The sequence below is a fragment of the Bacteroidales bacterium genome (genome assembly GCA_031276035.1).
GTDB lineage: Bacteria > Bacteroidota > Bacteroidia > Bacteroidales > BM520 > RGIG7150.
This window is the reverse complement of the sequence record JAISNV010000024.1, coordinates 17803-42367: the sequence shown is the minus strand read 5'-3', so window position 1 is coordinate 42367 and position 24565 is coordinate 17803. Positions and strand designations below refer to the sequence as shown.

Annotated in this window: 19 protein-coding genes; 8 read left to right on the top strand and 11 right to left on the bottom strand. The window is 32.9% G+C overall.

The features are described from left to right. Positions 1-41: 41 nt before the first annotated feature. Both uvrA and ligA read left to right on the top strand, forming a co-directional pair. Positions 42-2810 carry an excinuclease ABC subunit UvrA gene (gene uvrA, locus LBP67_06040; GenBank protein ID MDR2084536.1) on the top strand — a complete coding sequence of 923 codons (2769 nt, stop codon included), beginning with the start codon at positions 42-44 and terminating at the stop codon, positions 2808-2810. Between the two features lies 1 nt (position 2811). Continuing rightward, positions 2812-4857, top strand: coding sequence for an NAD-dependent DNA ligase LigA (gene ligA / locus LBP67_06035; protein MDR2084535.1), 2046 nt, complete (start codon positions 2812-2814; stop codon positions 4855-4857). 83 nt (positions 4858-4940) lie between these two features. On the opposite strand, the gene LBP67_06030 is transcribed toward ligA, so the two are convergent. After that, positions 4941-5735, bottom strand: coding sequence for a hypothetical protein (locus LBP67_06030; protein ID MDR2084534.1), 795 nt, complete (start codon positions 5733-5735; stop codon positions 4941-4943). A 226-nt stretch (positions 5736-5961) separates the two neighbouring features. Between LBP67_06030 and LBP67_06025 the strand changes: the two genes are divergently transcribed. From LBP67_06025 to rpe, 3 genes are all read left to right on the top strand, one after another. Then, complete coding sequence (locus LBP67_06025) at positions 5962-6627, top strand: hypothetical protein (GenBank protein ID MDR2084533.1); 666 nt, start codon at positions 5962-5964, stop codon at positions 6625-6627. A gap of 250 nt (positions 6628-6877) precedes the next feature. Then, the gene (locus LBP67_06020) at positions 6878-8290 is read left to right on the top strand and encodes an arginine decarboxylase (protein MDR2084532.1); all 1413 of its coding nucleotides are present in this window, start codon (positions 6878-6880) and stop codon (positions 8288-8290) included. Between the two features lie 92 nt (positions 8291-8382). Continuing rightward, positions 8383-9036 (top strand): ribulose-phosphate 3-epimerase, encoded by a 654-nt coding sequence (gene rpe, locus LBP67_06015; GenBank protein ID MDR2084531.1) that lies wholly within the window; start codon positions 8383-8385, stop codon positions 9034-9036. A gap of 132 nt (positions 9037-9168) precedes the next feature. On the opposite strand, the gene LBP67_06010 is transcribed toward rpe, so the two are convergent. Both LBP67_06010 and rlmH read right to left on the bottom strand, forming a co-directional pair. Further along, positions 9169-11124 carry an ABC-F family ATP-binding cassette domain-containing protein gene (locus tag LBP67_06010; GenBank protein MDR2084530.1) on the bottom strand — a complete coding sequence of 652 codons (1956 nt, stop codon included), beginning with the start codon at positions 11122-11124 and terminating at the stop codon, positions 9169-9171. Next, complete coding sequence (rlmH, locus tag LBP67_06005; GenBank protein MDR2084529.1) at positions 11124-11597, bottom strand: 23S rRNA (pseudouridine(1915)-N(3))-methyltransferase RlmH; 474 nt, start codon at positions 11595-11597, stop codon at positions 11124-11126. The genes LBP67_06010 and rlmH overlap by 1 nt, the downstream gene beginning before the upstream one ends. A 203-nt stretch (positions 11598-11800) precedes the next feature. Here rlmH and LBP67_06000 point away from each other — a divergent pair, with 203 nt between their 5' ends. Further along, entirely contained in the window at positions 11801-12769 is a 969-nt protein-coding gene (locus LBP67_06000) for a YihY/virulence factor BrkB family protein (protein MDR2084528.1), read from the top strand. Here the strand turns inward: LBP67_06000 and LBP67_05995 are convergent. The 6 genes from LBP67_05995 to ung form a co-directional block, all read right to left on the bottom strand. Next, positions 12728-13252: a chromate transporter gene (locus LBP67_05995; GenBank protein ID MDR2084527.1), complete on the bottom strand. Its 525-nt coding sequence runs from the start codon at positions 13250-13252 to the stop codon at positions 12728-12730. The two genes, LBP67_06000 and LBP67_05995, sit on opposite strands and share 42 nt — an antisense overlap. Positions 13253-13399: 147 nt before the next feature. After that, a complete protein-coding gene (locus tag LBP67_05990; protein MDR2084526.1) occupies positions 13400-13975 on the bottom strand; it encodes a chromate transporter in 576 nt (191 codons plus the stop codon). Between the two features lie 75 nt (positions 13976-14050). After that, positions 14051-15388 carry an NADP-specific glutamate dehydrogenase gene (gene gdhA / locus LBP67_05985; GenBank protein MDR2084525.1) on the bottom strand — a complete coding sequence of 446 codons (1338 nt, stop codon included), beginning with the start codon at positions 15386-15388 and terminating at the stop codon, positions 14051-14053. Positions 15389-15545: 157 nt separating this feature from the next. Beyond that, entirely contained in the window at positions 15546-16118 is a 573-nt protein-coding gene (locus LBP67_05980) for a toxin-antitoxin system YwqK family antitoxin (protein MDR2084524.1), read from the bottom strand. Between the two features lie 62 nt (positions 16119-16180). Further along, on the bottom strand, positions 16181-16933 hold the full coding sequence (rlmB, locus tag LBP67_05975) for a 23S rRNA (guanosine(2251)-2'-O)-methyltransferase RlmB (protein ID MDR2084523.1): 753 nt from the start codon (positions 16931-16933) through the stop codon (positions 16181-16183). Between the two features lie 6 nt (positions 16934-16939). Next, positions 16940-17614 (bottom strand): uracil-DNA glycosylase, encoded by a 675-nt coding sequence (gene ung / locus LBP67_05970; GenBank protein ID MDR2084522.1) that lies wholly within the window; start codon positions 17612-17614, stop codon positions 16940-16942. 207 nt (positions 17615-17821) lie between these two features. Between ung and LBP67_05965 the strand changes: the two genes are divergently transcribed. Further along, a complete protein-coding gene (locus LBP67_05965; protein MDR2084521.1) occupies positions 17822-18574 on the top strand; it encodes a hypothetical protein in 753 nt (250 codons plus the stop codon). A 118-nt stretch (positions 18575-18692) separates the two neighbouring features. On the opposite strand, the gene LBP67_05960 is transcribed toward LBP67_05965, so the two are convergent. Both LBP67_05960 and LBP67_05955 read right to left on the bottom strand, forming a co-directional pair. Then, a complete protein-coding gene (locus LBP67_05960) occupies positions 18693-20222 on the bottom strand; it encodes a T9SS type A sorting domain-containing protein (protein ID MDR2084520.1) in 1530 nt (509 codons plus the stop codon). 16 nt (positions 20223-20238) lie between these two features. Beyond that, positions 20239-23316: a T9SS type A sorting domain-containing protein gene (locus LBP67_05955; GenBank protein ID MDR2084519.1), complete on the bottom strand. Its 3078-nt coding sequence runs from the start codon at positions 23314-23316 to the stop codon at positions 20239-20241. A gap of 253 nt (positions 23317-23569) precedes the next feature. Between LBP67_05955 and LBP67_05950 the strand changes: the two genes are divergently transcribed. After that, positions 23570-24559, top strand: coding sequence for an AAA family ATPase (locus LBP67_05950; GenBank protein ID MDR2084518.1), 990 nt, complete (start codon positions 23570-23572; stop codon positions 24557-24559). Positions 24560-24565: the final 6 nt, after the last annotated feature.

Sequence of the window (24565 nt, the reverse complement as noted above, 5' to 3'; positions counted from 1 at the left end):
TTTCCGGTTCCCATTCTCAATTGATTTCCTATCTTTGCAAAATGACAGAATCAGAAAATATTCATATAGAAGGGGCGAGAGTCAATAACTTAAAGAACATAACTCTTGATATTCCTCGCAACGAGTTGGTTGTTATTACCGGTGTTTCGGGTTCAGGTAAATCTTCTTTAGCTTTTGATACTCTTTATGCCGAAGGCCAAAGACGATATGTAGAAAGTCTTAGCTCATACGCGCGCCAGTTTCTCGGAAGAATTACAAAACCGGAAGTGGATAATATCTCCGGAATCTCTCCGGCAATAGCTATAGAACAAAAGGTTAGTATTTCAAATATACGTTCTACCGTTGGAACTTCCACGGAAATCTATGAATATTTTAAATTACTCTTTGCACGGCTTGGTAAAACTTTTTCTCCGATTACCGGTAGGGAAGTTAAACAGTTTACTACTCATGATATCGTAGAGGAAATTCTTTCAAAAGAACCGAAAACCCGTTGTTATATATGCTTTAAAATCAATACGGATAAAGAAACTGTTGAAGCACAGTTAAATTTATTTCTAGGGCAAGCGTATTCACGACTGCTGAAAATCAATAAAAACGATGCTGAAAATCCTATCGAAATTTTAAATATTGAAAAAGTTCTTTTATCAAAAGAGGAAATTAAAAATATTTTAAAAAATAAAGAAATTACAGTCCTTGTCGATCGTCACGCTATTCAGGACTCTGCCCCTAATGAAGATCTTTTGCGCAGGTTAACGGATTCCGTCGAAACGGCTTTGTACGAAGGAAACGGCTATTGCACTGTGGTTTATCAACATTCCGAATCAGAAATTACTATTGAGTCATATTCGAATAATTATGAAATTGACGGTGTAACTTTTGAACAACCGAATCCTAATCTTTTCAGTTTCAATAATCCTTATGGTGCTTGTCCTGTTTGTGAAGGATTAGGAAAAGTTCAAGGTATAGACGAAGATTTGGTTATTCCCGATAAAACTCTTTCTGTTTTTCAGGATGCCGTTGTTTGCTGGCGCGGCGAGAAAATGCAGAAATGGAAAAATCATTTAATTGAAAATGCCGGGGAATGTAATTTCCCGATTCATAAACCTATAGAACAACTTTCCGATAAGGAGTATGATATACTTTGGAATGGTTGCGGAAAACATTTCGAAGGTATTAATGATTTTTTTAACTATGTAAACAGCAATTCGTATAAGATTCAGTATAAAGTTCTGGCGTCTCGTTTTAGAGGATTTACCGCTTGTCCGTCATGCAAAGGAAGCCGGTTGAGAAAAGAAGCCCTATATGTGAAGTATGATAATAAGACTATTAATGATTTTGTTAATATGTCGGTTAGGGATCTGAATAATTATTTTAAAAATATAAAATTATCCGAAGCTGAAGAAAAAATTGCCGGTAGAGTTATTCAAGAAATAAGGCAAAGAGTGAAATTTTTGTCCGATGTGGGATTAAATTACTTGACACTTAATCGATTATCTTCTACTCTTTCCGGAGGTGAATCCCAACGTATAAATCTTGCTACGGCTCTTGGCAGTAATCTTACGGGATCTATGTATATTTTGGATGAACCGAGTGTAGGTTTACATTCGCGAGATACACAGCGACTGATTAAGACTCTTCAACATCTGCGAGACCTTGGTAATTCCGTTATTGTTGTTGAACACGATGAGGAGATTATTTTAGCTGCCGATTTTGTTGTTGATATTGGCCCGTATGCCGGCCGCCTCGGCGGTGAAGTTGTTTTCGCAGGAACAGTTCCGCAATTGATGAAATCGGATACTCTTACGGCAAAATATATTAATGGCGAATTATCCGTTCCTGTTCCTAAACAGAAACGTAAAATAAAGAATTTCATTACAGTACATAATGCAAATCAATTTAATCTGAAAAACATCACGGTAAAATTTCCCTTAAATATGATTACCGTTGTCATCGGTGTAAGCGGTTCGGGAAAATCAACGCTTGTAGATAGTATTTTATATCCTGCTCTTACTCGGCATTTTGGTGAAGGTGGAAAACCCGGTAAATTCAGTTCTATTTCCGGTGATCTTCAGGCAATTTCCGGTGTGGAATTAGTCGATCAAAATCCTATCGGACGCTCTTCCCGTTCAAATCCCGTTACTTACATCGGTGCTTTTGATGATATCAGAAGTTTGTTCGCACAACAAAAATTGTCTGTAGTGCGCGGGTATAAATCGGGAGATTTTTCTTTTAATATTGCCGGCGGAAGATGTGAAAATTGTGAAGGCGACGGATTCATTATTGTTGAGATGCAGTTTCTTGCAGATGTTACTTTGGTTTGCGAAGAATGCGACGGAAAAAGATATAAGGAAGAAATTTTAGACGTAAAATATAAAGGATATTCTATTTTTGATATTCTTGAAATGACGATAAATCAAGCTGTTGAACTTTTTGAAAAAGGAACTGCTGCTATCGAGAAAAGAATTACTCAAAAGTTGAAATCTTTACAAGATGTCGGTTTGGGTTATTTAAAAATGGGACAATCGTCAAATACACTTTCCGGTGGTGAAGCGCAACGCGTAAAGTTGGCATATTTCTTAGCAAAAAGCGAAACCAACAATTCGAAATTGTTTATTTTCGACGAACCGACTACAGGTTTACATTTTCATGATATTAATAAGTTAATGAGTGCTTTCAATGCTTTAGTTGAGAAAGGCCATTCAATAATTATAATTGAGCATAATAAAGATGTCATAAAATGTGCTGATTATGTAATCGAACTTGGACCTGAAGGCGGTGAAGGCGGCGGTTATCTCTTAAGTGAACAATAATATGGAAGATATAAAACAAAAAATTCAGGAGTTAACTGATAAGCTGAATGAACATAATAGGAGATATTATGTTAATTCTGATCCGATTATTTCAGATTATCAGTATGATATGATGATGAAAGAGTTGGAAGCTCTGGAAAGAGAATATCCTCAACATAAACTTCCCGATTCTCCTACTCAACGTGTGGGCGGATTTATCACTTCAAAATTCAAACAGGTTAAACACGAATTTCCGATGATTTCACTGGCAAATACTTACAGTCAGGAGGAAGTAACGGATTTCGACAACCGACTTAAAAAATCTATTGATGGTGATTTTGAATATGTTTGTGAACTGAAATATGATGGACTGGCAATCAGTTTAATATATGAAAACGGTATTCTAACTCATGCCATTACTCGCGGAGACGGAATTGTCGGTGATGATGTTACTGCTAACATTAAAACAATTCGTACAATTCCTTTGAAACTTGTTGGAGATTATCCGAAAAATTTATGTATTAGGGGTGAGGTAATTATGCCACACAGCTCTTTTCTTAAATTAAATGCCGAGAAAGAAGATGCCGGCGATCAAACATTTGCAAATCCGAGAAACGCCGCATCGGGGACAATCAAACTTCAGAACTCAAAAGAAGTAGCCCGTAGAAATCTTGATTTTAAACCGTATTCCGTAATCTCGGAAGAATCAAATACTTCTAATCATTACGACAGCCTGAGAGAAGCGCGAAAATGGGGTTTCAAAGTTTCGGATTTTATGGCGAAATGTAAAAACATTAATGAGGTTTTCGAGTTTATTGATTATTGGAATGCTCATCGTAAAGAACTTGAGTTTGATACAGATGGAATTGTTGTTAAAGTTAATGATTTTGCTTTACAAGATGAATTGGGTTCTACGGCAAAAGTTCCCAGATGGGCAATTGCATACAAGTTTAAAGCCGAGGCTGCGCTTACTGAATTGTTAAGTGTTGCTTATCAGGTAGGACGTATCGGAACAATTACTCCTGTTGCAAATCTTGCTCCAGTTTTGTTGGCCGGAACTACCGTTAAGAGAGCTTCGCTGCATAATGCAGATATCATTGAAGAACTTGATTTACACGAACATGATTTTGTTTACGTTGAAAAAGGCGGTGAAATAATTCCGAAGATTACAGGCGTGGAAGTCAGTAAACGTAGAGAAGGAAGCAGAAAAATTGAATTTCCCGAATATTGTCCGGCTTGCTCAACAAAGCTTGTTAGAAATGAAGGCGAAGCCGCTCACTATTGTCCGAATATCAAAGGTTGTTTACCTCAGATAAAAGGTAGAATAGAGCATTTCATTTCCCGTAAAGCCATGAATATTTCAACGATGGGAGAGGAAACCGTCAGTTTGTTGGTAGATAAGGATTTGATTAAAAATATTGCTGATATTTACACTTTAGAATATGAAGATCTTTTCGGTTTGGAAAGAGAATTTGTTGATGAAGATAATAATGTTGTGAGAACTATTAGTTTGAGGGAAAAATCGACTGAAAATCTTTTGCATTCAATTGAGGAATCAAAAAGCAGAGCTTTCTATCATGTATTATATGCCCTGGGTATCAGACATATCGGAGAAACTGTTTCCAAAAAGCTGACAAGATATTTCAAAAATATTGATAATATTATTAATGCGGATTTTGAAAATCTTATTGCTTGTGATGAAATCGGGGATATTATTGCCGGCGGGATAATCGGATATTTTAGTGATGAGGATAATATTGAGATTGTTAACAGATTAAAATCTTACGGATTAATTTTCAGTGTTGAAGATTTTTCTTCAGGGAATAATATTGACACATCAAAATTAAAAATAGATTTAAAAGATAAAAATGTTGTGGTTTCGGGAGTTTTCAAAAACTTCAGTCGAGACGGAATTAAGGATTTTCTTGATGCTGCGGGAGCAAAAGTTGTTTCATCAATATCGAGCAAAACAGATTATGTAATTGCCGGTGAGAACATGGGACCTGCAAAATTGGAGAAGGCAAAGAAACTTGGAATAACGGTTTTATCGGAAGAAGAAGTTTTTTAATTAAAATCGAATAGAAATGTATAAAAAAGCCGGATATATTTTTATATATAACCGGCTTTCTTAATCAAGAAGTCTTGATAAAATTATCGTTCTATAATTTCAGATTTACTTGTGGTAGGTAATTCCGTCAAATCAATTTTTTCAATAATAATGGTTCTGGAAATATCCCCATGTAAGCCCGTAAATGTCATCTTATCATTATCTTTTTCAAAAACATAAGCTTCAAAAATATTAGGATCATTTACATTAGTTGAATTTTTATACAACCATCCTAAGAAATTTCCGTAGCAGTAATAACTTTCATGTTCATAAGCAGTCCATTCTCCATTGTACTTCTCGTAAGAAACAACTTTATTATTTTCTTGAAAATGATAATAAACCGCATCCAATTCATCAGATTCGCAGTTGCATTCAACCAAACTCCATGCACCGATAAGAGCTACTGAGTTTTCTTCGACATTTGTAACATTAAACGAATGTAATTCATCCGGCATTGATACCTCATTAAGAGTGTATGCCAAAGTTGTAAGAGATGCTTCATTTTTGTCTAACTTATCAATTCTTATTTCAGAGTAAAAATCAATTCCGCTTTCCGTTTTCCCACTGATAGTAATAATATCTTTTTCAATTGAATAATCGAAAGCATTGCTCGCATACCAGCTATAACCAGCACTTTCACTAACGTAGTAAGCGTTTTGAAAAACAGCTTTACTCTCATTAAAAGTGATAATAGAAGAACTGTTGTAATCGTTTTCGTTGAGATTTAACCAAGTGCCTACGATTAATTCCTTATATTTTTTTTCTTTATTACAGGATGAAAATAAAGTAGTAGCAAAAAGTATGATAATACTTGCAATAATTAAATTTCTTTTGTTCATGACGAGTTTGTTTTGATTGTTAAAATTATAATTATTAATTATTTATCATAAATATTGCAGTTTAATAATTAAGATGCAAAAATATAAAAATTTATGGATAAATAATAAGAGTTATTGTTAAATTGAAAATCTTGCTCTTAACTTAATCAGTAAATCTCATGCCTGCGAAATCAAAACAAACCTTTAATCGGAATTATTACATATCTTTGAAAAATTATTTATGTTTATGATGAAAGTTTTCTTTAAAGTAATATTATATATACTCCTGATTATATTTTTCGCTCTCAGCATCTATCAACTTGGTGAAACCTTTTATTACTATGTATTTAAGGATTATAAGGCTTATATGTGGTTTGGAATTGGAATGGGCGTTTATTTTATATTACGTTTGATTTTGAATAAAAACAAGAGATGGTTCCAGACTTTTACGCATGAATTGTCGCATACAGTTGTAGGTTTAATGTTTTTTCGAAAGATACATTCGTTTAGGGCGGGAGAGGGTGAAGGTGAAATTTATCATAGCGGTCGCTACCGTAAAAATATTTTTATTTCATTAGCTCCCTATTGTTTACCTATTTACACATATCTGTTTTGTATTATACGTATAATCTGTGCCGAAGAATATCTTTATATTTTTGATATTTTATTAGGGTTTACCTTGGCGTTTCATTTAACATGTTTCTTCAGTCAGATGGGAGCACATCAGACTGATATCCGCGAATTCGGATTATTTACGTCTTATGTATTTATATTTGCGTTTATGGCTTTCAATGTAACAATCGTTCTCCTTACAATTCAAATGGGATTAATAGATGCATTTGTTTGTCAGTTTAAAAACTTTTGGAGTGATATAATGGTTGTATGGGAACGGGTAAAGCTAACTATGAATTGATAAAAACAGAGTTAAAAATTATGAATTAAAAAAATCCTGTTGAATGAAAATATTAAAAGGATTTAAAAATATTTTGATTGAAAGAAAATTTTATTAGTGTTAAAATTACACAACAGGCTTTATTTATTTGAGGCTCTATCAGTCTCATCCAAAAAATTCTCAGTTCTCAATTGTCAATTGTCAATTATTATGTTATCTTTGCCGACCAATAATTTATGTTTAATATAATTTTATTTTTTATGCTCTAGCAATGAAGAATTCGTATTTTAACTTAATTGAACAGACTTATTACTTTCCTCAGGAAGGTTTTGATCTGAGAGGAGAATACCTCACTTTCCACGGAATTTCACTTCAATATCTAATCAATAAATACGGTACGCCTTTTCGGTTGATTTATCTTCCGAAAATAGGTGAACAAATAAAAAAGGCACGAAATCTATTTAACCGTGCTATCAATGCAAATAATTATTCCGGGAAATATCATTTTTGTTATTGCACGAAATGTTGTCACTTCTATCATGTTATTAGTGCTGCACTTAAGCATGATGTACATTTGGAAACATCTTCTTCTTTCGATATTGATCTTATTGTAAAACTTCACAAAAACGGTGAGCTGAGCAAAGATCGTATTATTGTGCATAATGGTTATAAATCGGAAGAATATCTTCAAAAAATATTAAATCTTCAAAAACTCGGATTTAAAAATTCGATAATAGTACTCGATAGTGAAAATGAGTTAGACAGACTGCTTCCTCTTGTGGGAAATCAGAAAATAAAACTCGGTATGAGAATGGCTATCGAAGAAGAACCGCAATCCGCATACTATACCTCTCGTCTGGGATTACCGCCAAGCGCTATTCTAAATGTTTATCGCAATAAAATCAAATCACAATCGAATATTGAACTTAAAATGCTTCATTTCTTTGTTGATTCGGGAATTAAAGACAGTATGTATTATTGGGGCGTTTTCAATAAGGCTCTTTCAATTTATGCCGAATTAAAAAAAGAATGCCCGCAACTTAATTCGTTTAATCTTGGCGGCGGATTTCCGATTAGGAATCATCTCGGTTTTGAGTATGATTATGAATACATGATTAAGGAAATCGTTAAAAATATTAAAGAAGTTTGTGCTAACGAACATATTGAAGAACCGAATATTTTTACCGAATTCGGAAAATTTACAGTTGGAGAAAGCGGCGCTACGATTTTTAAAGTTGTTGATACTAAACAACAAAACGATAAAGAAAAATGGTATATGGTTGATAATAGTTTGATGAATACCATTCCCGATGCTTGGTCATTAAATGAAAAGTTTATTCTGTTACCGATAAATAAATGGTATAATCCTTATACTAAGATAAATATCGGAGGAATTAGTTGCGACCATTCCGATTATTATAATTCGGAAGACTTTAATCAGCAATTATTACTTCCTGATATAGAATCTCACGATCCGGAAGCGCTTTATCTCGGTTTTTTTCATACCGGAGCTTACCAGGACTCGATTAGTGGTTACGGAGGTATTAAACATTGCCTGATTCCGGCGCCGAAACATGTTATTATTGATCGTGACGAAAAAGGAAATTTCTTCGATTATGTTTTCCGTCACGAACAAACCGTAGATGACATGTTGAGTATTTTAGGCTATAATGAGGAAGAATAAAAATCATATAACGATATTGTTCCCGGAAATAAATGTTTACAATGTGATTATGTTTGATGATTTAAATTAGAAACACGGATAAATTTATTATAATGAAACCTTTAATTGCACCATCTTTATTATCTGCCGATTTTTCTAATCTGATTAAGGATATTGAAATGATTAACAACAGCGAAGCCGATTGGTTTCATGTTGATGTGATGGACGGTGTTTTTGTGCCGAATATTTCTTTTGGGCAACCGGTAATAAAACATATTAAAAGGTTCGCAAAGAAACCTCTTGATGTACATTTAATGATAGTTCAACCGGAAAGATATCTTGCTTCTTTCAAGGAAGCAGGCGCTGATATTTTATCGGTTCAATACGAAGCTTGTACACATCTACATCGTACGGTTTATGCAATTAAGGATTTGGGTATGAAAGCCGGAGTGGTTTTAAATCCGTCAACACCGGTTAATGTTCTGGAAGATATTATTATAGATGTTGATATGGTTTTACTGATGTCTGTAAATCCTGGCTTCGGAGGACAGAAATTTATTGAAAATACATATCATAAACTTGATCAATTGAGAGATTTGATGACAAGAAGAAATGCCGATTGTTATGTTGAGGTGGATGGCGGTGTAACTCTTGATAATAAAAATAAATTAATTAAACACGGAGCAAACGTACTTGTTGCCGGAAATACTGTTTTTGCATCTGAAGATCCTATAGGAACGATAGCTAAATTGAAAGAAAATTTTTAGTTTTGAATTCAGAACTTCTGACATAATTTTTTTAGTTTAGATATAAGAAATTATCGTTAAATATTCTTTTTTACAAAGTTGAAAAATTTTCGTGAGTTACAATTTGTATCACACAATTGATAATAAAGGTTATTATCCTTCAATAATTTCAGCTAATTCCAGCCAACGATTTTCCATCAAAGTTAATTCTTCTTCAATTTCAGCATAACGCTTGCTTAATGAATCCAATTTCACAGGATCTTGTATTTCGTTTAGCTTATTTATTATATCCTTTTTCTCTGCTTCTAATAATTCTATTTTATTTGTTAACTCATCATATTCTTTTTTCTCCTTAAATGTGGCTTTTCTGACAGCATTGTTTTCTTTAGGTTCATTTACAATCTCGGCTTGTTTGATTTCCTTTTTTACTTGTTTCTCCTTAAGTGTTTTTTTGACTTTCCATTCGACGTATTGTGAATAATTACCGGGAAAATCTTTTATAATGCCGTCTCCTTCGAAAGCGAAAATATGATTTGAGAGTTTGTCTAAGAAGAGTCGATCATGAGATGCTATTAACAAAACACCCTCATAAGTTTCCAGAAATTCTTCAAGAAGATTTAATGTTTGAATATCCAAGTCATTAGTCGGTTCATCAAGAATCAGAAAATTCGGTTGCTGGAGTAGTATGAGTAATAAGTAGAATCTGCGTTTTTCGCCGCCGCTGAGTTTTCCGTATTTATTATGCTGTACGGCCGGCGGGAAATTAAACCATGTTAGAAATTGTGATGCACCGATTTCTTTACTGTCAATATTCACAACTTCGGTAAACTCCTTGACAATATCAATAATCTTCTTTTCATTATTGAACAGTAATCCTTCTTGTCCGAAATAACCTATACGTAAAGTATCTCCGGTAATAATCCTTCCGGAATCCGGTTTTATCTGTTTGGTAAGTAATTTAAAGAAAGTAGATTTTCCTGCTCCGTTTTTTCCGATAATACCAATCTTATCATCTTTCATAAAAGTATATGAAAAATTACTGATTAATTTCTTTTGTCCGTAAGACTTAGAAAGATTATAAATCTCCATTATTTTCTTTCCGAGTCGAGTTGCTTCAACATTAAAATTATATTTGTCATTACGAATTGTTTGCTTTGCAACTTTTTCTATTTCGTAAAATGTTTCGATTCTTTTTTTCGATTTATGTTGCCTTGCTTGTGGTTGCCTTCTCATCCAATCAAGTTCAACCTTATATCTATTTCTTGCTTTTTCAATACTTTTCACTTCCATTTCTTCCCGTTCGGCTTTCTTTACGAGAAAATTACTGTAGGCGCCTTTGGGTTTATGAAGTTTTTCTACTTCATATTCGACATTACGATTACTCATTTCCGAGCCGGCGGCGCTGCTCTTGTATCTGTAAAGTTTATGATCATCAAGCTCGAAAATAACATCGCAGATGTTATCAATAAAATATCTGTCGTGAGAAATCAAAAATAAAGTTATTTTCTCCTTAATAAGATAACTCTCGAGCCATTCAATCATACCGATATCAAGATGATTTGTCGGTTCATCTAAAAACAACAAATCGCATTTGTCTATAAGAACTTTAGCTAAAGCAAGCCGTTTCTGTTGTCCGCCAGACAGATTACCAACCATTTCATCGAAATCAGGAATCTCAAAAATATGAAGGATTTCTTTTATTTTATTCTCGTAATTCCAGGCATCGTGAGAATCCATCATAGCAATTGCGTTTTCAAGTTCTTCAGTTTTGCTGTTATCTTCTTCATAATCAGATAAACTCTTTTGGTAATTTTTAATACATTTTACAAAACTGTTCTCAGATTCAAAGATGGTCTCAAAAATCGTAAGTGCCGGATTTAAGTTAGTGTCTTGATTTAGAAAGTTGATATGAATATCATCTCTAAGTAAAATTTTTCCGTTATCAGGCAGTTCGTTACCTAAGATGATATTAATTAGCGTAGTTTTTCCCGTGCCGTTTTTGGCAATCAAAGCAATCTTCTCTCCTTTTTCAATCTTAAAAGAAATATCTTCGAAAAGAACTTTTTCGGCAAAAGATTTATAAAGGTTATCTACTTCAACATAATTCATTATTGATGATGATAAGGTTCATTATTTAAAATTGTGAATGCTCTGTATAATTGTTCGAGAAAAATTACTCTTATGATTTGATGTGAGAAAGTCATTTCCGATAATGATATTTTCATGTTTGCTCGTTTAAAAACTTCAGGAGAAAACCCATAAGGGCCACCAACTAAGAATACAAATCTTTTTCTTCCCGTATTCATAAGTTTTTGAAGTTCATTTGCGAAAGAAATTGATGAAAAAGTATTTCCGTTTTCATCCAGAAGGATTAAAAAATCCGAAACATCTAATTCATTTAAAATTTGTTCCCCTTCTTTACTTTTTATTTCAATAACAGATAGTTTTGAACTGTTTTTTAAATCCGGAAGAATTTTTTCTTCAAAAGAAATATAATTTTTAATTCGTTTCGAATATAAATTTATTCCTTCCGAAATCCATTTCTCCGAAGTTTTTCCGCATAGCAAAAAAGTAATTTTCATGCTGCAAAGATAGGGAAATCAATTGACAATTGATAATGGGAACAATGAGAGAATTAATGCATGTATTTAAAAGATCTATTCATAATAAATAGAGTAATTATAACTTTTAATTTCAGTTGTTTTATTGATTTATTCTGTTTTGTAATAGTCAATTATACATTATAATTATTTTCCTATCTTTGCGTTTCATAAAAACTAAATTAATGCGAGAAAAGACAGATTTGTGGTTGTCGCTTGAGAACAGCAAATTCCTTAAGAGATACATTGAACGGGCAAAACATAGATACCCGAAATGGTGTCAGGGAGCGAGATATTACGATGTACTGAAAAATTTTGTTAACGGCATGCATTACGGGTTTCTGGACTCACGTGCTTCGGCAATTGCATTCCAGTTTTTTATTGCATTATTCCCGTTTGTTTTGGCATTGGCAACTTTAATTCCGTATTTCCCTATAGATATGGAAATTATTGTGGAAACATTTTCAAGTATCTTTACTTTTGAAGCTACATCTTATCTAATATCAATGTTTGAGGAATCTTTTTCCCGACCGAAAATCGGGTTGACTTCAATTTCATTTTTGATCTTGCTTTTCTTTGCTTCAAAGGGATTGAGTACTATGATGAAATCGCTGAACAATTCTTATCAGGCAGTACTTGATAGACCTTGGTGGGTTATGAGAATTATTTCTTTGATTTTCGCTGTGATAATATTTATTTTACTAATAATCATAGTATTGATTCTTTCGTATCAAACGGCTTATGTAAAATTTATTAATGAAGCTACTTTAGGCGGACAATTGTTAGTATGGTTATTTAGATTAATTAAGTTGAGTTTGCTGATGTTTTTCTCAATAGCTATAATTTCCTTTATCTATTATTATTCGCCCGGAGGAGAGAAAAAAGTATTTAAGTTATGGTCGCCCGGAGCTTTTATTGCGGTTGTGATTATAGGACTTGGCGCTTATATTTTTAGAATATATATTGTTAATTTTAATAATTATAATTATTTATATGGCTCCTTGGGAGCTATGATAATATTTTTAGTTTTGCTGAAAACATGTGCAATAGCTCTGATTATCGGATTTGAATTTAATGCGGCAATTTGGACTGCAAAAAAGAGTCTGAAATCGTCAGTAGAGCAAATACCCGACACCGCCGGCGAGAAGAATTAACACAATAGGATGTAATTTGGCGAAATATACTAATAAAAAGGAAACGCCGAAAATTATCCAACTTTTATAATCAATAAAGTTTTGTGGTGTAATAAGAAGCAATACTGCCGCTGCAATTAATCCGACCGCTGCAGGACGTAATCCGGATAATGCCGCATTGAAAATTTTATTATTTCTAAATTTATTGTAATAATAAGATATAGTAAGAACTATTATTAAGGAAGGAATACATACCGCAAGAGTTGCAATAACAGAGCCCCAAACATTTCCTGTAACAGTGTAACCGATATAAGTAGCCGAATTAATTCCGATAGGGCCGGGAGTCATTTGTGAGATTGCAACAATATCTGTAAACTCCTCCATGCTTATCCACTGATGCTTTTCAACAACTTCTGTTTGAATAAACGAAAGCATGGCATATCCGCCACCAAAACTCAAAAGTCCGATTTTAAAATATGTCCAGAAAAGTTGTAGATATAACATGTTTAAGTTTTGAGTTATAAGTTCTATTTGGAGATAGATAATTTGTTGATAATATAATGTATCATAGAAAGATACAAAGTCACGAAATATTTAGATGATTATTGTTAAGGTTAAATATTTTTTATTAATAATTTCAATTTGTCCTTTTTATGTTTTCGTTCCTTTTTCCTTTTTATGCTTTAATATTTTTTGTTGAAAGATAAAATACCACACAATTCCGCCAATTCCTGCAACAAGAATTATCCACACAGGAGAAACACCGCACAACCAAATAAGTAAAGCGGCACAAACAGGAATGAAAATATTTTTGATATTTATTTTAGCGCTTTTAGCAGTCGTAAAAACAGGTGCTAAAATTAATGCTACGACAGCTGGTCTGATTCCTTTAAAAATACTGACAACAGTAGGATTATTTTGAAACTGCCGGAAAAATATTGCAATAAAAAGAATTATCAAAAATGAAGGTAAAATTGTTGCCAGCAAACAAACAATACTACCTGCGACTTTCTTTACTTTATAACCTATGAAAATTGCTGTATTTACTGCGAGAATTCCCGGAAGCGATTGTGAAATAGCAAGAATATCGATAAACTCTTCTTTTTCAATCCATTTTTTCTTCTCAACGACATCTTTTTCGATTAAGGGAATCATTGCCCAACCGCCTCCAATAGTGAAGGTCCCTATTTTGGCAAATGTGAAAAACATGTCGAAGAGTTGTTTCATACTTATACTAATTAAAAGCGCGGAAAAGAGAACAAGTCATCAATTCCGCGCTAAATTTATTTGTATTGAGCCCTATTAAATAACTCCAAGATCTAACATTGCATTAGCAACTTTTAAGAAACCTGCGATGTTTGCACCTTTTACATAATTGATGTAGCCATCAGCTTGTTTTCCGTATTTCACACATGCTGTATGGATATTTTCCATTATTTGTTTTAAACGAGCATCAACTTCTTCTCTTGTCCAGCTTAATTTTAAGCTATTTTGGCTCATTTCAAGACCAGAAGTCGCAACACCACCGGCATTTACAGCTTTACCAGGAGCAAAAAGTACTTTTGCTTTTTGGAAAGCTTCAATAGCTTCAGGAGTACAACCCATGTTAGAAATTTCACCAACACAAATTACACCGTTTTTAATAAGAGTTGCTGCATCTTCTCCGTTAAGTTCGTTTTGAGTTGCACATGGAAGAGCGATATCAACTTTTACTTCCCAAGGTTTTTTACCTGCTACGAATTTAGATCCAGAAAATTTCTGTGCGTAAGGAGCAACTATATCTTGGTTTGAATTACGTAAGTCAAGCATATAGTTAATTTTTTCTCCACTAATACCTGCTTCATCATAAATATATCCGTCAGGACCTGAAATAGCAACAACTTTAGCACCTAATTCAGTAGCTTTAAGAGCAGCACCCCAAGCAACATTACCAAAACCGGAGCAAGAAACTGTTTTACCTTTTATGTCAATATTTTGAGTTTTTAACATATGGTCTACGAAATAAACTCCACCAAAACCTGTAGCTTCCGGACGAATTAATGATCCACCCCAATTAAGACCTTTACCCGTTAAAACGCCGGTATGATCTTGAGCTAATTTTTTGTACATTCCGTACATATAGCCAATTTCGCGAGCTCCAACACCAATATCGCCTGCAGGAACGTCTGTTTCAGGACCGATATGATGCCATAATTCAAGCATGAAAGCTTGGCAGAAGCGCATGATTTCACCGTCTGATTTACCTTTAGGATTAAAATCAGATCCGCCTTTACCACCACCCATAGGTAATGATGTTAAGCTGTTTTTGAAAGTTTGTTCGAATCCTAAAAATTTAAGAATACTTAAATTTACGCTTGGGTGAAAACGAAGACCACCCTTGTAAGGACCAATAGCGCCGTTGAATTGAACACGGTATCCAAGATTAACTTGAGCTTCACCTTTGTCATCAACCCAACTTACTTTGAAAGTAAAGATACGATCAGGTTCAACCATTCTTTCAATGATTTTTGCTTTTTCAAATTGAGGATTAGCATTGTAAACGTCAACAATAGATTCTAATACCTCGTGAACAGCTTGTAAGTATTCAGGTTCATGTGAATGCTTTGCTGTCAAATCTTGCATGATTTTTTCTACGTTCATACTTAATTATTTTTATGTAATTTATTGGTTTTTAATAGTATATAGAATGAAGTCTAAATACTATTGAATTTATTAAATTTTTTGCAAAGTTTAGTTTTATTTTTCGATTTTCAAAGGTTTAATTGCTTTTTTTTCTCAAAATTATGTTTTTTTGTTTTTATTCCTCGTCAATTTTTATTCCGCCTTCATAATGAATAACTTTGCTAATTGTTCCATTAGGATTTAAACTTATTTGTGTGCCGTTTCCATTTTCAAATTCAGCATAACCGACATGAATTCCGTTACTGTCATAAAATACCCAATTACCGTGCGGCATCCCATCTAAATAATATGCATCTATCTTAATTTGGCCGTTAGAATACCATGTTCTTGAAATACCATTAAGTTCTCCATGGGTATATTCTTCTTCTAAAATTAAATTTCCATTTTTATCCCAAGCTTTTCTTGTGCCGTGTAATTGGTCATTTGTATAAAATTCTTCATATTCCTTAAGTCCGTTATAATACCAACGTGTTGTTCCTCCTTCAAGTTTACCGTTTTTGTAATTACTTATCGCATTTATATTTTTCCCGTCTTGAAAATAAAACTTTGCAACACCGTCGGGAACTCCATTTTTCATTTGAATTTCGCTAGTAATTTTACCGAAATAATCGTAATATTTTTCAGTTTTTCTGCAAGAAGTAAATATCAAAACCAGTAAACAACAAAAGATTATTATGTTTTTCTTCATATTATATAATATATTTAGTATCAAATATTTTTAATATCATTAATAGAAATATAAACGAAATGTCATTCTCCCATTGAGCGTTGGCGGACAATTTCATAAAGAATTATTGCTGTAGCACAGGAAACATTTAGAGATTCGGTTTTACCGAACAAGGGAATTGCTGCTTCCTGTTGTGCCAATCTTCTTAATTCGAAAGAAATACCCTCACCTTCGGAACCCATAATAACAGCAGTAGGTTCCGTGTAATTTAAATGATAATAAGTTTTGTCGGTTTTTTCCGTGCAGGCAATAATGTTTAATCCGCATTCGGTAAGAAATTTTACTGTTTTAGTAAGATTTTTAACCTTACATATCGGAATATTTAGAATTGCACCCGCTGAGGTTTTAACCGTATCTTCATTGATTATTGCGCTTCCTTTTTCAGCATATATAATAGCATTTACACCCGCACATTCGGCGGTACGGCAGATTGCTCCGAAATTCCTTACATCGGTAATACCGTCGAGGATTAATACTAAAGGTATTGATCCTTCTTCAAATAAAGTCGGAATTATTTGTTCTATATTATCATATGCAATTGGAGAAATGTATGCAATAACTCCCTGATGATTCTTTCGTGTTATTCTATTTAATTTTTCAATAGGAACATATTGATACGGTAAATTGTTTTCCCTGATAAGTTTTAATAATTGCGAATACTGTTGGGAATTCGTATCTTTTTTAATAAAAATCTTTTCTATTTCTTTTCCGGCCTCAATTGCTTCAATAAGCGGATGAATGCCATAAATAAAACCTTTTGAATTATTCTGATTCATAAATTATTAGTTTAAATTCCAATTAATAGGTTTTAGCCCTTTACTTATTAAGAAAGAATTTGTTTTTGAAAAATGTTTACAGCCGAAGAAACCTCCACGATTTGCGGATAGAGGTGAAGGATGAGCCGCCGTTAGTATATAATGTTTTGATGAGTCAATCAAAGAGATTTTCTCTTTTGCATAATTTCCCCATAAAATAAATACTATATTTTCTTTTTTATCTGAAATGGCTTTAATTGTTGCATTGGTAAAATTTTCCCAACCATGATCTCTATGAGAACCGGCTTGGTTTTCTCTGACGGTTAAAACCGCGTTTAATAGTAGTACTCCTTCATTTGCCCATTTCGTAAGATCACCGTATTTAGGAATTTCATACCCTAAATCATCTTTCAATTCTTTAAAAATATTAATTAATGATGGTGGCATTTCAACAGGTGGGTTTACAGAGAAGCATAACCCATTAGCCTGATTATAACCGTGATAAGGATCTTGACCTATTATTACTGCTTTAATGTTATCGAAAGGAGTTGTATCATAGGCGGCAAATATTTTATTTCCGGGAGGAAAAATACGGTATTTCTTTCTTTCTGTATGAAGGAATTCTTTAAGATTAATGAAATACTCCTTGTTAAATTCTTCGTTTAACACATTAAGCCACGACTCGTGTATTTTAGGTTTTATGGTTTCCATAGCATTAAAAATACAAAAATAGCATTTTAGAACGTTATATGATAAAAAAAATATTACTTTTGCTAAAAAATTGAATATAATGAAGAAATTATTAATAATTGTGAGTGCGGTTATTTTAGTGTTTGCGTTAAGTTCTTGTAAGTCGCAGCAAAGTTGTGCTGCTTATGGTGAAGTTTCTAAATTTCAGGTAGATAAATAATGAAATACAGCCGATTTATTGCGGCTTGTTTATTGCTGATTTGCTTTATTCCTTTTGTTAATGCACAGGAAAATAATGAATCGGAAGCTAATATATTATACAATCGTGATAGGATAGGCATAGTAAATATTAATAGTAATGGATTTGGAGCTGCATATAGACAATCTAAGATTAAAGATGCATTTAAAGCTACATTTTTTGAAATAAATTTTTCTGTTTATTGGGATATTAAGGAAGAAAGAGTGTATTCTCTGTTATTTCCCGGTTACAGACCATTTAAATATGCCAAATTAAATGAAATTTTTTTTCTGCGCGGAGGATATGGTAATGTTTATAAAATTACACGTAAACCTTCATGGGGAGGAGTAGAAATTCAATTGGCGTATTCTTTTGGGCCAAGTATTTGTTTTGCAGTACCTGTTTACTTGTATGTGTCAGAAGATGAAAATGACATATATAGTGATGCTGTGTTAGAAAAATATGATCCCGAGATACATAGTTCGAATAATATAAGAGGAAGAGGTCCATACCTTAAAGGAATAACCGAATTAAAAATATATCCCGGATTTTATGGTAATATAGGTTTTTATTTTGAGTACGGACAATATAATAGTGTTGTAAAAGGAATAGAGGTAGGAGGTATGGTTAATATTTTCCCAATAGGTGTTCCTGTAATGGCAGACAATGACTCTAAAAATGTTTTCTTCTCATTTTATCTTAATATTATTTTTGGAAAGAGATATAACAAATAATATGATTGTGAAAATATGGGATTAAAGGAAAAAACAAATTGAAAAGATTTTTTGCTTGATCAATAAAAAAAGCTGCTAAAATTTAGCAGCTTTTTTTATTGTGATTTTTGAAAGCTTATTATTGTACTGTGAACTTTTTATTTGTTCTTATACCATTATTATTAATCTCAAGTATATATAAACCTTTTGAAAGATTAACATTAATGTTATGAGCATTACCTTCAATAAGGTTAACAGTTTCATTATAACGAATTCTTCCCGTAAGGTCATATACACGAATAACAGCATTATTTATTGAAGAATTTACTTCTAATTTAAAGTTACCGCTATTTGGATTAGGATAAATAGTTGTTTCAAGTGTTAGATAATCATCAATACCTGCCACATTTATATAAGAGAATCTTCTTGCAGCACACCATTCGGTTTCATTATAAATGTTAAATGCCTTCGCTCTCCAATAATAAGTTGTATTTTCCTGAGGATCAAAATCAACATAATTATTAATATAGATTGTAGGTCTTGTGCCTACGATATGATCAAAAGTTGCAATATATGTTTCTTCATCGGGGAAACTTGATGATGCAGACACTTGAAATATATAATGACTGCTACCGCCAATATTATCAATAGTGAAGTTAGAAGCATTTGTTATAGATGCATTATCTAAAGGTTCCCTTTGCCTTGGATAATTAAGAGTGGTAAATCCCCAAGTATCTGTCCATTCAGAAACAGAGTTTCCATAAGTCATTTTAACGCGCCAGAAATATTCGGTATTAAATAATAAAGTATCATAATTAGTTAATTTTATTGAAGTAGACGTATATTCATTTGGTGATGAAAAGTTTTCATCAGTATCAATTTGAAATATATATACGCAAGGAGGGGTAAAATTGGTAGTTAGTTCTAAGTCAACCATAGGGTCAATGCCAGTGCCGTTATTAGACGGACTTTTTGGAGTATTTTTTTGAACTGTAGTAAATGATTTTGTTTCCGACCAGCTAGAAATATCGGCCATTTCACCGTTAGTATCATTATATAGACGAACTCTCCAATAATATACCGTGTTGAAGTTTAAGTTATGTACTGTAGCTACTCTGGCACTAAAAGCACTGGAATCTTTATGAATAAAATTTTCTTGATAGCTAGGATTATCTTCATCGAAATCATCTGAATCACAAATAACTATTTCTATTTGCGAAATTCCTTCAAAATCAATATTACCATAAGAGATCCATCTATACGTGGGTCTTGGATTTACTTGAAGCGCATTAGCAATGGGCGCTGTTACATTTATTTCATTTAAAGTAACAAAACTCCTTACTTCAGACCATTCGGATTCATCTTTATCATCAATAGCTCTTACTCTCCAAAAATATTCACTGTTGAATTTTAGAACAGGTGATTTAATTGCCGAACTTTCAGTTTCAAGTTCAAATAAAATATTACTAAAATCAGCTTGGTCGCTAATATGAATCTCATATTTAAGATTTGGATATCCGGCAATTGATTCCCAATCCATAAGAGTAATCGGCATTGTATTAATTGTGCCGGATTCCGGAGATGTTAATGTTGGTGTATATGATTTAATTTGTGCAGAAAGAGATAATGCAAATAATGATATACATATAGTTATAAATATTTTTTTCATTTTCATTTGTTTTTAATTATTTTACAACGATAAATTTTGAAGTTTTAGATTTGCAATTAGGTACATCAATTTTAGCAATATAAGTACCATTTTGCATGTTAGAAGTATTTAAAGTAAATGTTACTTTGTCGGAAAATGAACGTTTAGTCATAACATTTACGAGTTTCCCAGATACATTATATATATATAAAGTTGCATCAACGTTAGAATCTGTTTCAATAGAAATATTTACATAATCTTTTGCCGGATTAGGATAAATATTAATATCGTTATCATTATTAGCGATTACGGGATCATCAATACCTGTTACACCTGTTTTAACTAAATTTGTACATTTGAAGACACCTCCACCGAAAGTTGCGGCATAAATACCTCTGTAATTGCTAATATACAATTCTTGTCCGTCATAGTATACAGGTTTACCGTTATCAGTTTGAACATTTTGTTGTTTTAACATAAATACAGGTAGTTCACCAATACCGGCTTCTTCTTCAATCCATTCTACTTGATTTCCTGTGATATCAGAAGTGCTCCAAATTCCGAAGTCCGTACCTATCATAAACATGTTATCATTATTTTCTACACCTTCAACAAATATTGAAGTATAAATCGGTGCATGAGCAAGATGCAAACTATTAACTTTATTAAAAGTCGGCTCTTTTTCCAAAGCATCTTTTGTAATGTAAACATAATCATCAAAACCATAATTACCTAAAGTAACAACAACAATTTGAGAGTTATTCGGATGAACTGAAACCGAAGTAATAACTCTATCACCGAAATCAGCAATTAAGGAGGTATTTACAACGCAGTATGGATTTGCCGTAACAGTGCCGCTGGTAGCATAGAGGTTAGATCCTACATTTGCTGTTTCAGTATTATATGCAGCAGCAATATTAGATAATTTATATAATTTACCGTCTTTTGTACCTACATATAAATAATTGGCATCTTTTGATAAACCTAAACATTGCGGAGTTCCTTGAATACCACCGAGCTTACTGCTTGATATAGTCCACCATGGGTTATCATTTCTAAAATCTCTATTAAAATTAGAGGCTTCGGTTGTCATAAAAATTGAACTGTTTACTCCTACAAAGAATTTTGAAGCAACTATATCTTGAACTCTAATTGTTTGACCTTCGCTTAAATTTTCTTCTAATATTACTTCAATAGGATAATAAGCATTTTTACTTGCGGCATAGACTTTATCACCTATAACATAATCTTTATCTGCGGTAAAATCAACACTATCTCTGCTTTGTGTATAATTAAAGTTTTCCCATAAAATAGATGGAGTAATATATGAAGCACTGTCTTCTATAGGTTTTATAGGATCACTACCATCGAGCCAATATGAGATATTTTGCGGCATTTGATCGTCATAACGATAAATTGTCAAACGTTGTTTTCCGCCAAAATAAGCATAAATAGAAATACTTTCATCCTTTATATCATCATTACCGTTTATTGATACAATAACACCTATTGGATTTATCATACTATTATGAACATAGCCTCCGATATTGAAAGCATTAAAGTCTTCGCCTGTGCTTAAACTAATACTTGGAACTACGTTCTCTCCGCCTTTACCGCTTATACTTGTATTAGGATCAATTAATACTGTACCGTTACCTTGCGTACCACCGTAAACATTACCTTTGTAGTTAGCAGAGACAGTATAAAATTGAGATGTAGTTAAGTTAATATTACGAGATGAGGCTCTAAGTGTCGAATTATTGAAAACATAAATACCATTTTCACATGCAATGGCAATGTTGCCGCTGCTATCTATTAAATAAGAAAAATGATTGCTTGGAACGTATGCACTGGAGTATAAAGATTTGTAAGTAGTTAGTTGAGTCCATTGATATAACTCACCGCCTTCTACGTAGTCACCTCTCCATAAATCGTTGCCGCCGATAAATATTCTATTTTCATTATCCGGATCAATAGCAATAGCTGACGAATATAATCCGTTAGATTCAAAAACATAGAACATATGTGTACTTCCACCCGGTCCGATAGCAGTCCAATTTGTCCAGCCGTTATTACCCTTTACAGAACGATAAATATTTTCAAGTTTACCCCTGTTACTTGCATCGGAACTAATTGCAATCGCATATAAGTAATCAGGATTTGACGGAGCAAATGCAAAACATACTCTACCTATGTTATTTTTCGGTAACATAGTTGAATTATATATTGTACCGCTTTCTTCATATTTTGTTGAGATACATACGAAATTATTAGGATCTCCATTAACAGATATATATGCTAATCCGTCAACAAATGCAGCAATAGCATTATTCATGGAAACTAATTCGTTACATTCACCGGTTAATTCTTGTCCGTCGGAGGTTTTAGCAATTGTCCAAGAACTTCCTTGAAGGTCAGAAACATTTAATCCGGTATTTGTACCGACAAATAATCTGTTGTTAATAGTTGTAATTTTGTTGATATAAAACCAATCTTCTCCGTATACGGCATTTTCAGTAGGAACTGTAGATGCAATAACAGTGAAATCAACTCCGTTTGAAGATTTATAAATTCCTCTTCCTTTAAAACCAGGTAATAAGTTAAAATCTTCACTATAGAAACTTTCTCCTGTCCCAATATATAATGTTCCATCGGTAGATTGATGCATACTGCTGACATTTAAACTGTTTACGCTTTCTGAAACGATGCTCCATACTTGAGATCCTTCTTCCAATCGCCATAAACCACCACTAACACTGCCTGCATACCAATATGCTTTATCACCGGATTCAACACGAAGTGTACTACGCATTCTTCCTGCTAAATTATCAGGACCTTCATTTTCCCAAATTAATTCACTACTTTTATTAGCATTGTTAGCGCGGTATTTTTGTACTTCTTTCAACGCTTTAGCATAATCGGTAGGAGAAACGGTACCAGTCTTCGGATTCATACGCAATGAATTCAGATATTCATGTTCCGACTGATAATAATTTACTTGTTTATCAGATTTACTGCTAATAAAGTTATTCGCTATAAAAGCAGTAGTTAACAAAAATAATGCAGCACCCAAAGATATTGCAAAAAATTTGAATCGTAAATGTTTGATTTTCATAAGCTATTATTTTTTTCTATTTATTTCTTTATTAAAAAATTGCAAATCAATACCACATAGAATATTTCTATAATATTTCAATCTACAAATTTATAACATTTTTTGTAAAAAATAATTTAAAAAGAGAATTTTTTTGAAAAATTAATTATCCTTTCGATAAATATTTTGAAAATCAAACACTTAACATAATTTAACAGTGATTAATTTGTTATTCAAGTAATGAAATAATATTTTTGCAAAAAATTATCGAAACATGAACGCGAATATCAGAGAACTTAATGAGTTGATAATTGAACGTAGCTCAATTATCGATTCAATTTTACTCGAAATGAATAAAGTGATTATCGGTCAAAAGTATATGACTGAAAGACTTTTGATCGGTTTGTTGATGGAAGGTCATATTCTCCTTGAAGGTGTACCAGGACTTGCTAAAACATTGGCTATAAAATCACTATCAGATACTATCAATGCTTCTTTTAGTAGAATCCAATTTACTCCGGACCTACTTCCTGCCGACTTAATAGGCACAATGATATATAGTCCGAAAAGCGAATCTTTTGAAGTTAAAAAAGGTCCGATTTTCGCTAATTTTATTCTTGCCGATGAGATTAACAGGTCTCCGGCCAAAGTACAAAGTGCATTGCTGGAAGCTATGCAGGAGAGACAAGTTACTATAGGTGATAAAACTTTTAAATTGGATAATCCCTTCTTAGTTATGGCAACACAAAATCCGATCGAACAAGAAGGTACTTATCCTTTGCCGGAAGCCCAAGTGGATAGATTTATGTTGAAAGTAGTAGTAGGTTATCCGAGTAAAGAAGAAGAAAAACTTATCCTGCGCCAAAATATTCTCAGCGGGTATCCAAAGTGTAATAAAATTGTTAAACTTGAGGATATTATTGAGTTGAAAGAAATTGCAAGATCTATTTATCTTGACGAAAAGATAGAAACTTATATCACGGATATAGTCTTCGCTTCGCGTTATCCCGAGAAGTATAAAATGGAAGATTATGCATCAATGATAAGTTACGGTGCATCTCCGCGTGCCTCTATCGGTCTTGCGCTTGCTGCTAAGGGCTACGCATTCATCAAAAGAAGAGGCTATGTTATTCCCGAAGATGTCAGAGCTGTTGCATACGACGTTCTCAGACATCGCATAGGTTTATCTTATGAAGCCGAAGCCGAAAATATTACTTCGGATAATATTATCAATGAAATATTAAATAGAGTTGAGGTACCTTAATAGTAT

Bases quoted from the DNA above. Each gene is read 5' to 3' on its own strand.
- uvrA (MDR2084536.1), top strand. From the start codon at position 42: ATGACAGAATCAGAAAATATTCATATAGAAGGGGCGAGAGTCAATAAC.
- ligA (MDR2084535.1), top strand. From the start codon at position 2,812: ATGGAAGATATAAAACAAAAAATTCAGGAGTTAACTGATAAGCTGAAT.
- LBP67_06030 (MDR2084534.1), bottom strand. From the start codon at position 5,735: ATGAACAAAAGAAATTTAATTATTGCAAGTATTATCATACTTTTTGCT.
- LBP67_06025 (MDR2084533.1), top strand. From the start codon at position 5,962: ATGATGAAAGTTTTCTTTAAAGTAATATTATATATACTCCTGATTATA.
- LBP67_06020 (MDR2084532.1), top strand. From the start codon at position 6,878: ATGAAGAATTCGTATTTTAACTTAATTGAACAGACTTATTACTTTCCT.
- rpe (MDR2084531.1), top strand. From the start codon at position 8,383: ATGAAACCTTTAATTGCACCATCTTTATTATCTGCCGATTTTTCTAAT.
- LBP67_06010 (MDR2084530.1), bottom strand. From the start codon at position 11,124: ATGAATTATGTTGAAGTAGATAACCTTTATAAATCTTTTGCCGAAAAA.
- rlmH (MDR2084529.1), bottom strand. From the start codon at position 11,597: ATGAAAATTACTTTTTTGCTATGCGGAAAAACTTCGGAGAAATGGATT.
- LBP67_06000 (MDR2084528.1), top strand. From the start codon at position 11,801: ATGCGAGAAAAGACAGATTTGTGGTTGTCGCTTGAGAACAGCAAATTC.
- LBP67_05995 (MDR2084527.1), bottom strand. From the start codon at position 13,252: ATGTTATATCTACAACTTTTCTGGACATATTTTAAAATCGGACTTTTG.
- LBP67_05990 (MDR2084526.1), bottom strand. From the start codon at position 13,975: ATGAAACAACTCTTCGACATGTTTTTCACATTTGCCAAAATAGGGACC.
- gdhA (MDR2084525.1), bottom strand. From the start codon at position 15,388: ATGAACGTAGAAAAAATCATGCAAGATTTGACAGCAAAGCATTCACAT.
- LBP67_05980 (MDR2084524.1), bottom strand. From the start codon at position 16,118: ATGAAGAAAAACATAATAATCTTTTGTTGTTTACTGGTTTTGATATTT.
- rlmB (MDR2084523.1), bottom strand. From the start codon at position 16,933: ATGAATCAGAATAATTCAAAAGGTTTTATTTATGGCATTCATCCGCTT.
- LBP67_05965 (MDR2084521.1), top strand. From the start codon at position 17,822: ATGAAATACAGCCGATTTATTGCGGCTTGTTTATTGCTGATTTGCTTT.
- LBP67_05960 (MDR2084520.1), bottom strand. From the start codon at position 20,222: ATGAAAAAAATATTTATAACTATATGTATATCATTATTTGCATTATCT.
- LBP67_05955 (MDR2084519.1), bottom strand. From the start codon at position 23,316: ATGAAAATCAAACATTTACGATTCAAATTTTTTGCAATATCTTTGGGT.
- LBP67_05950 (MDR2084518.1), top strand. From the start codon at position 23,570: ATGAACGCGAATATCAGAGAACTTAATGAGTTGATAATTGAACGTAGC.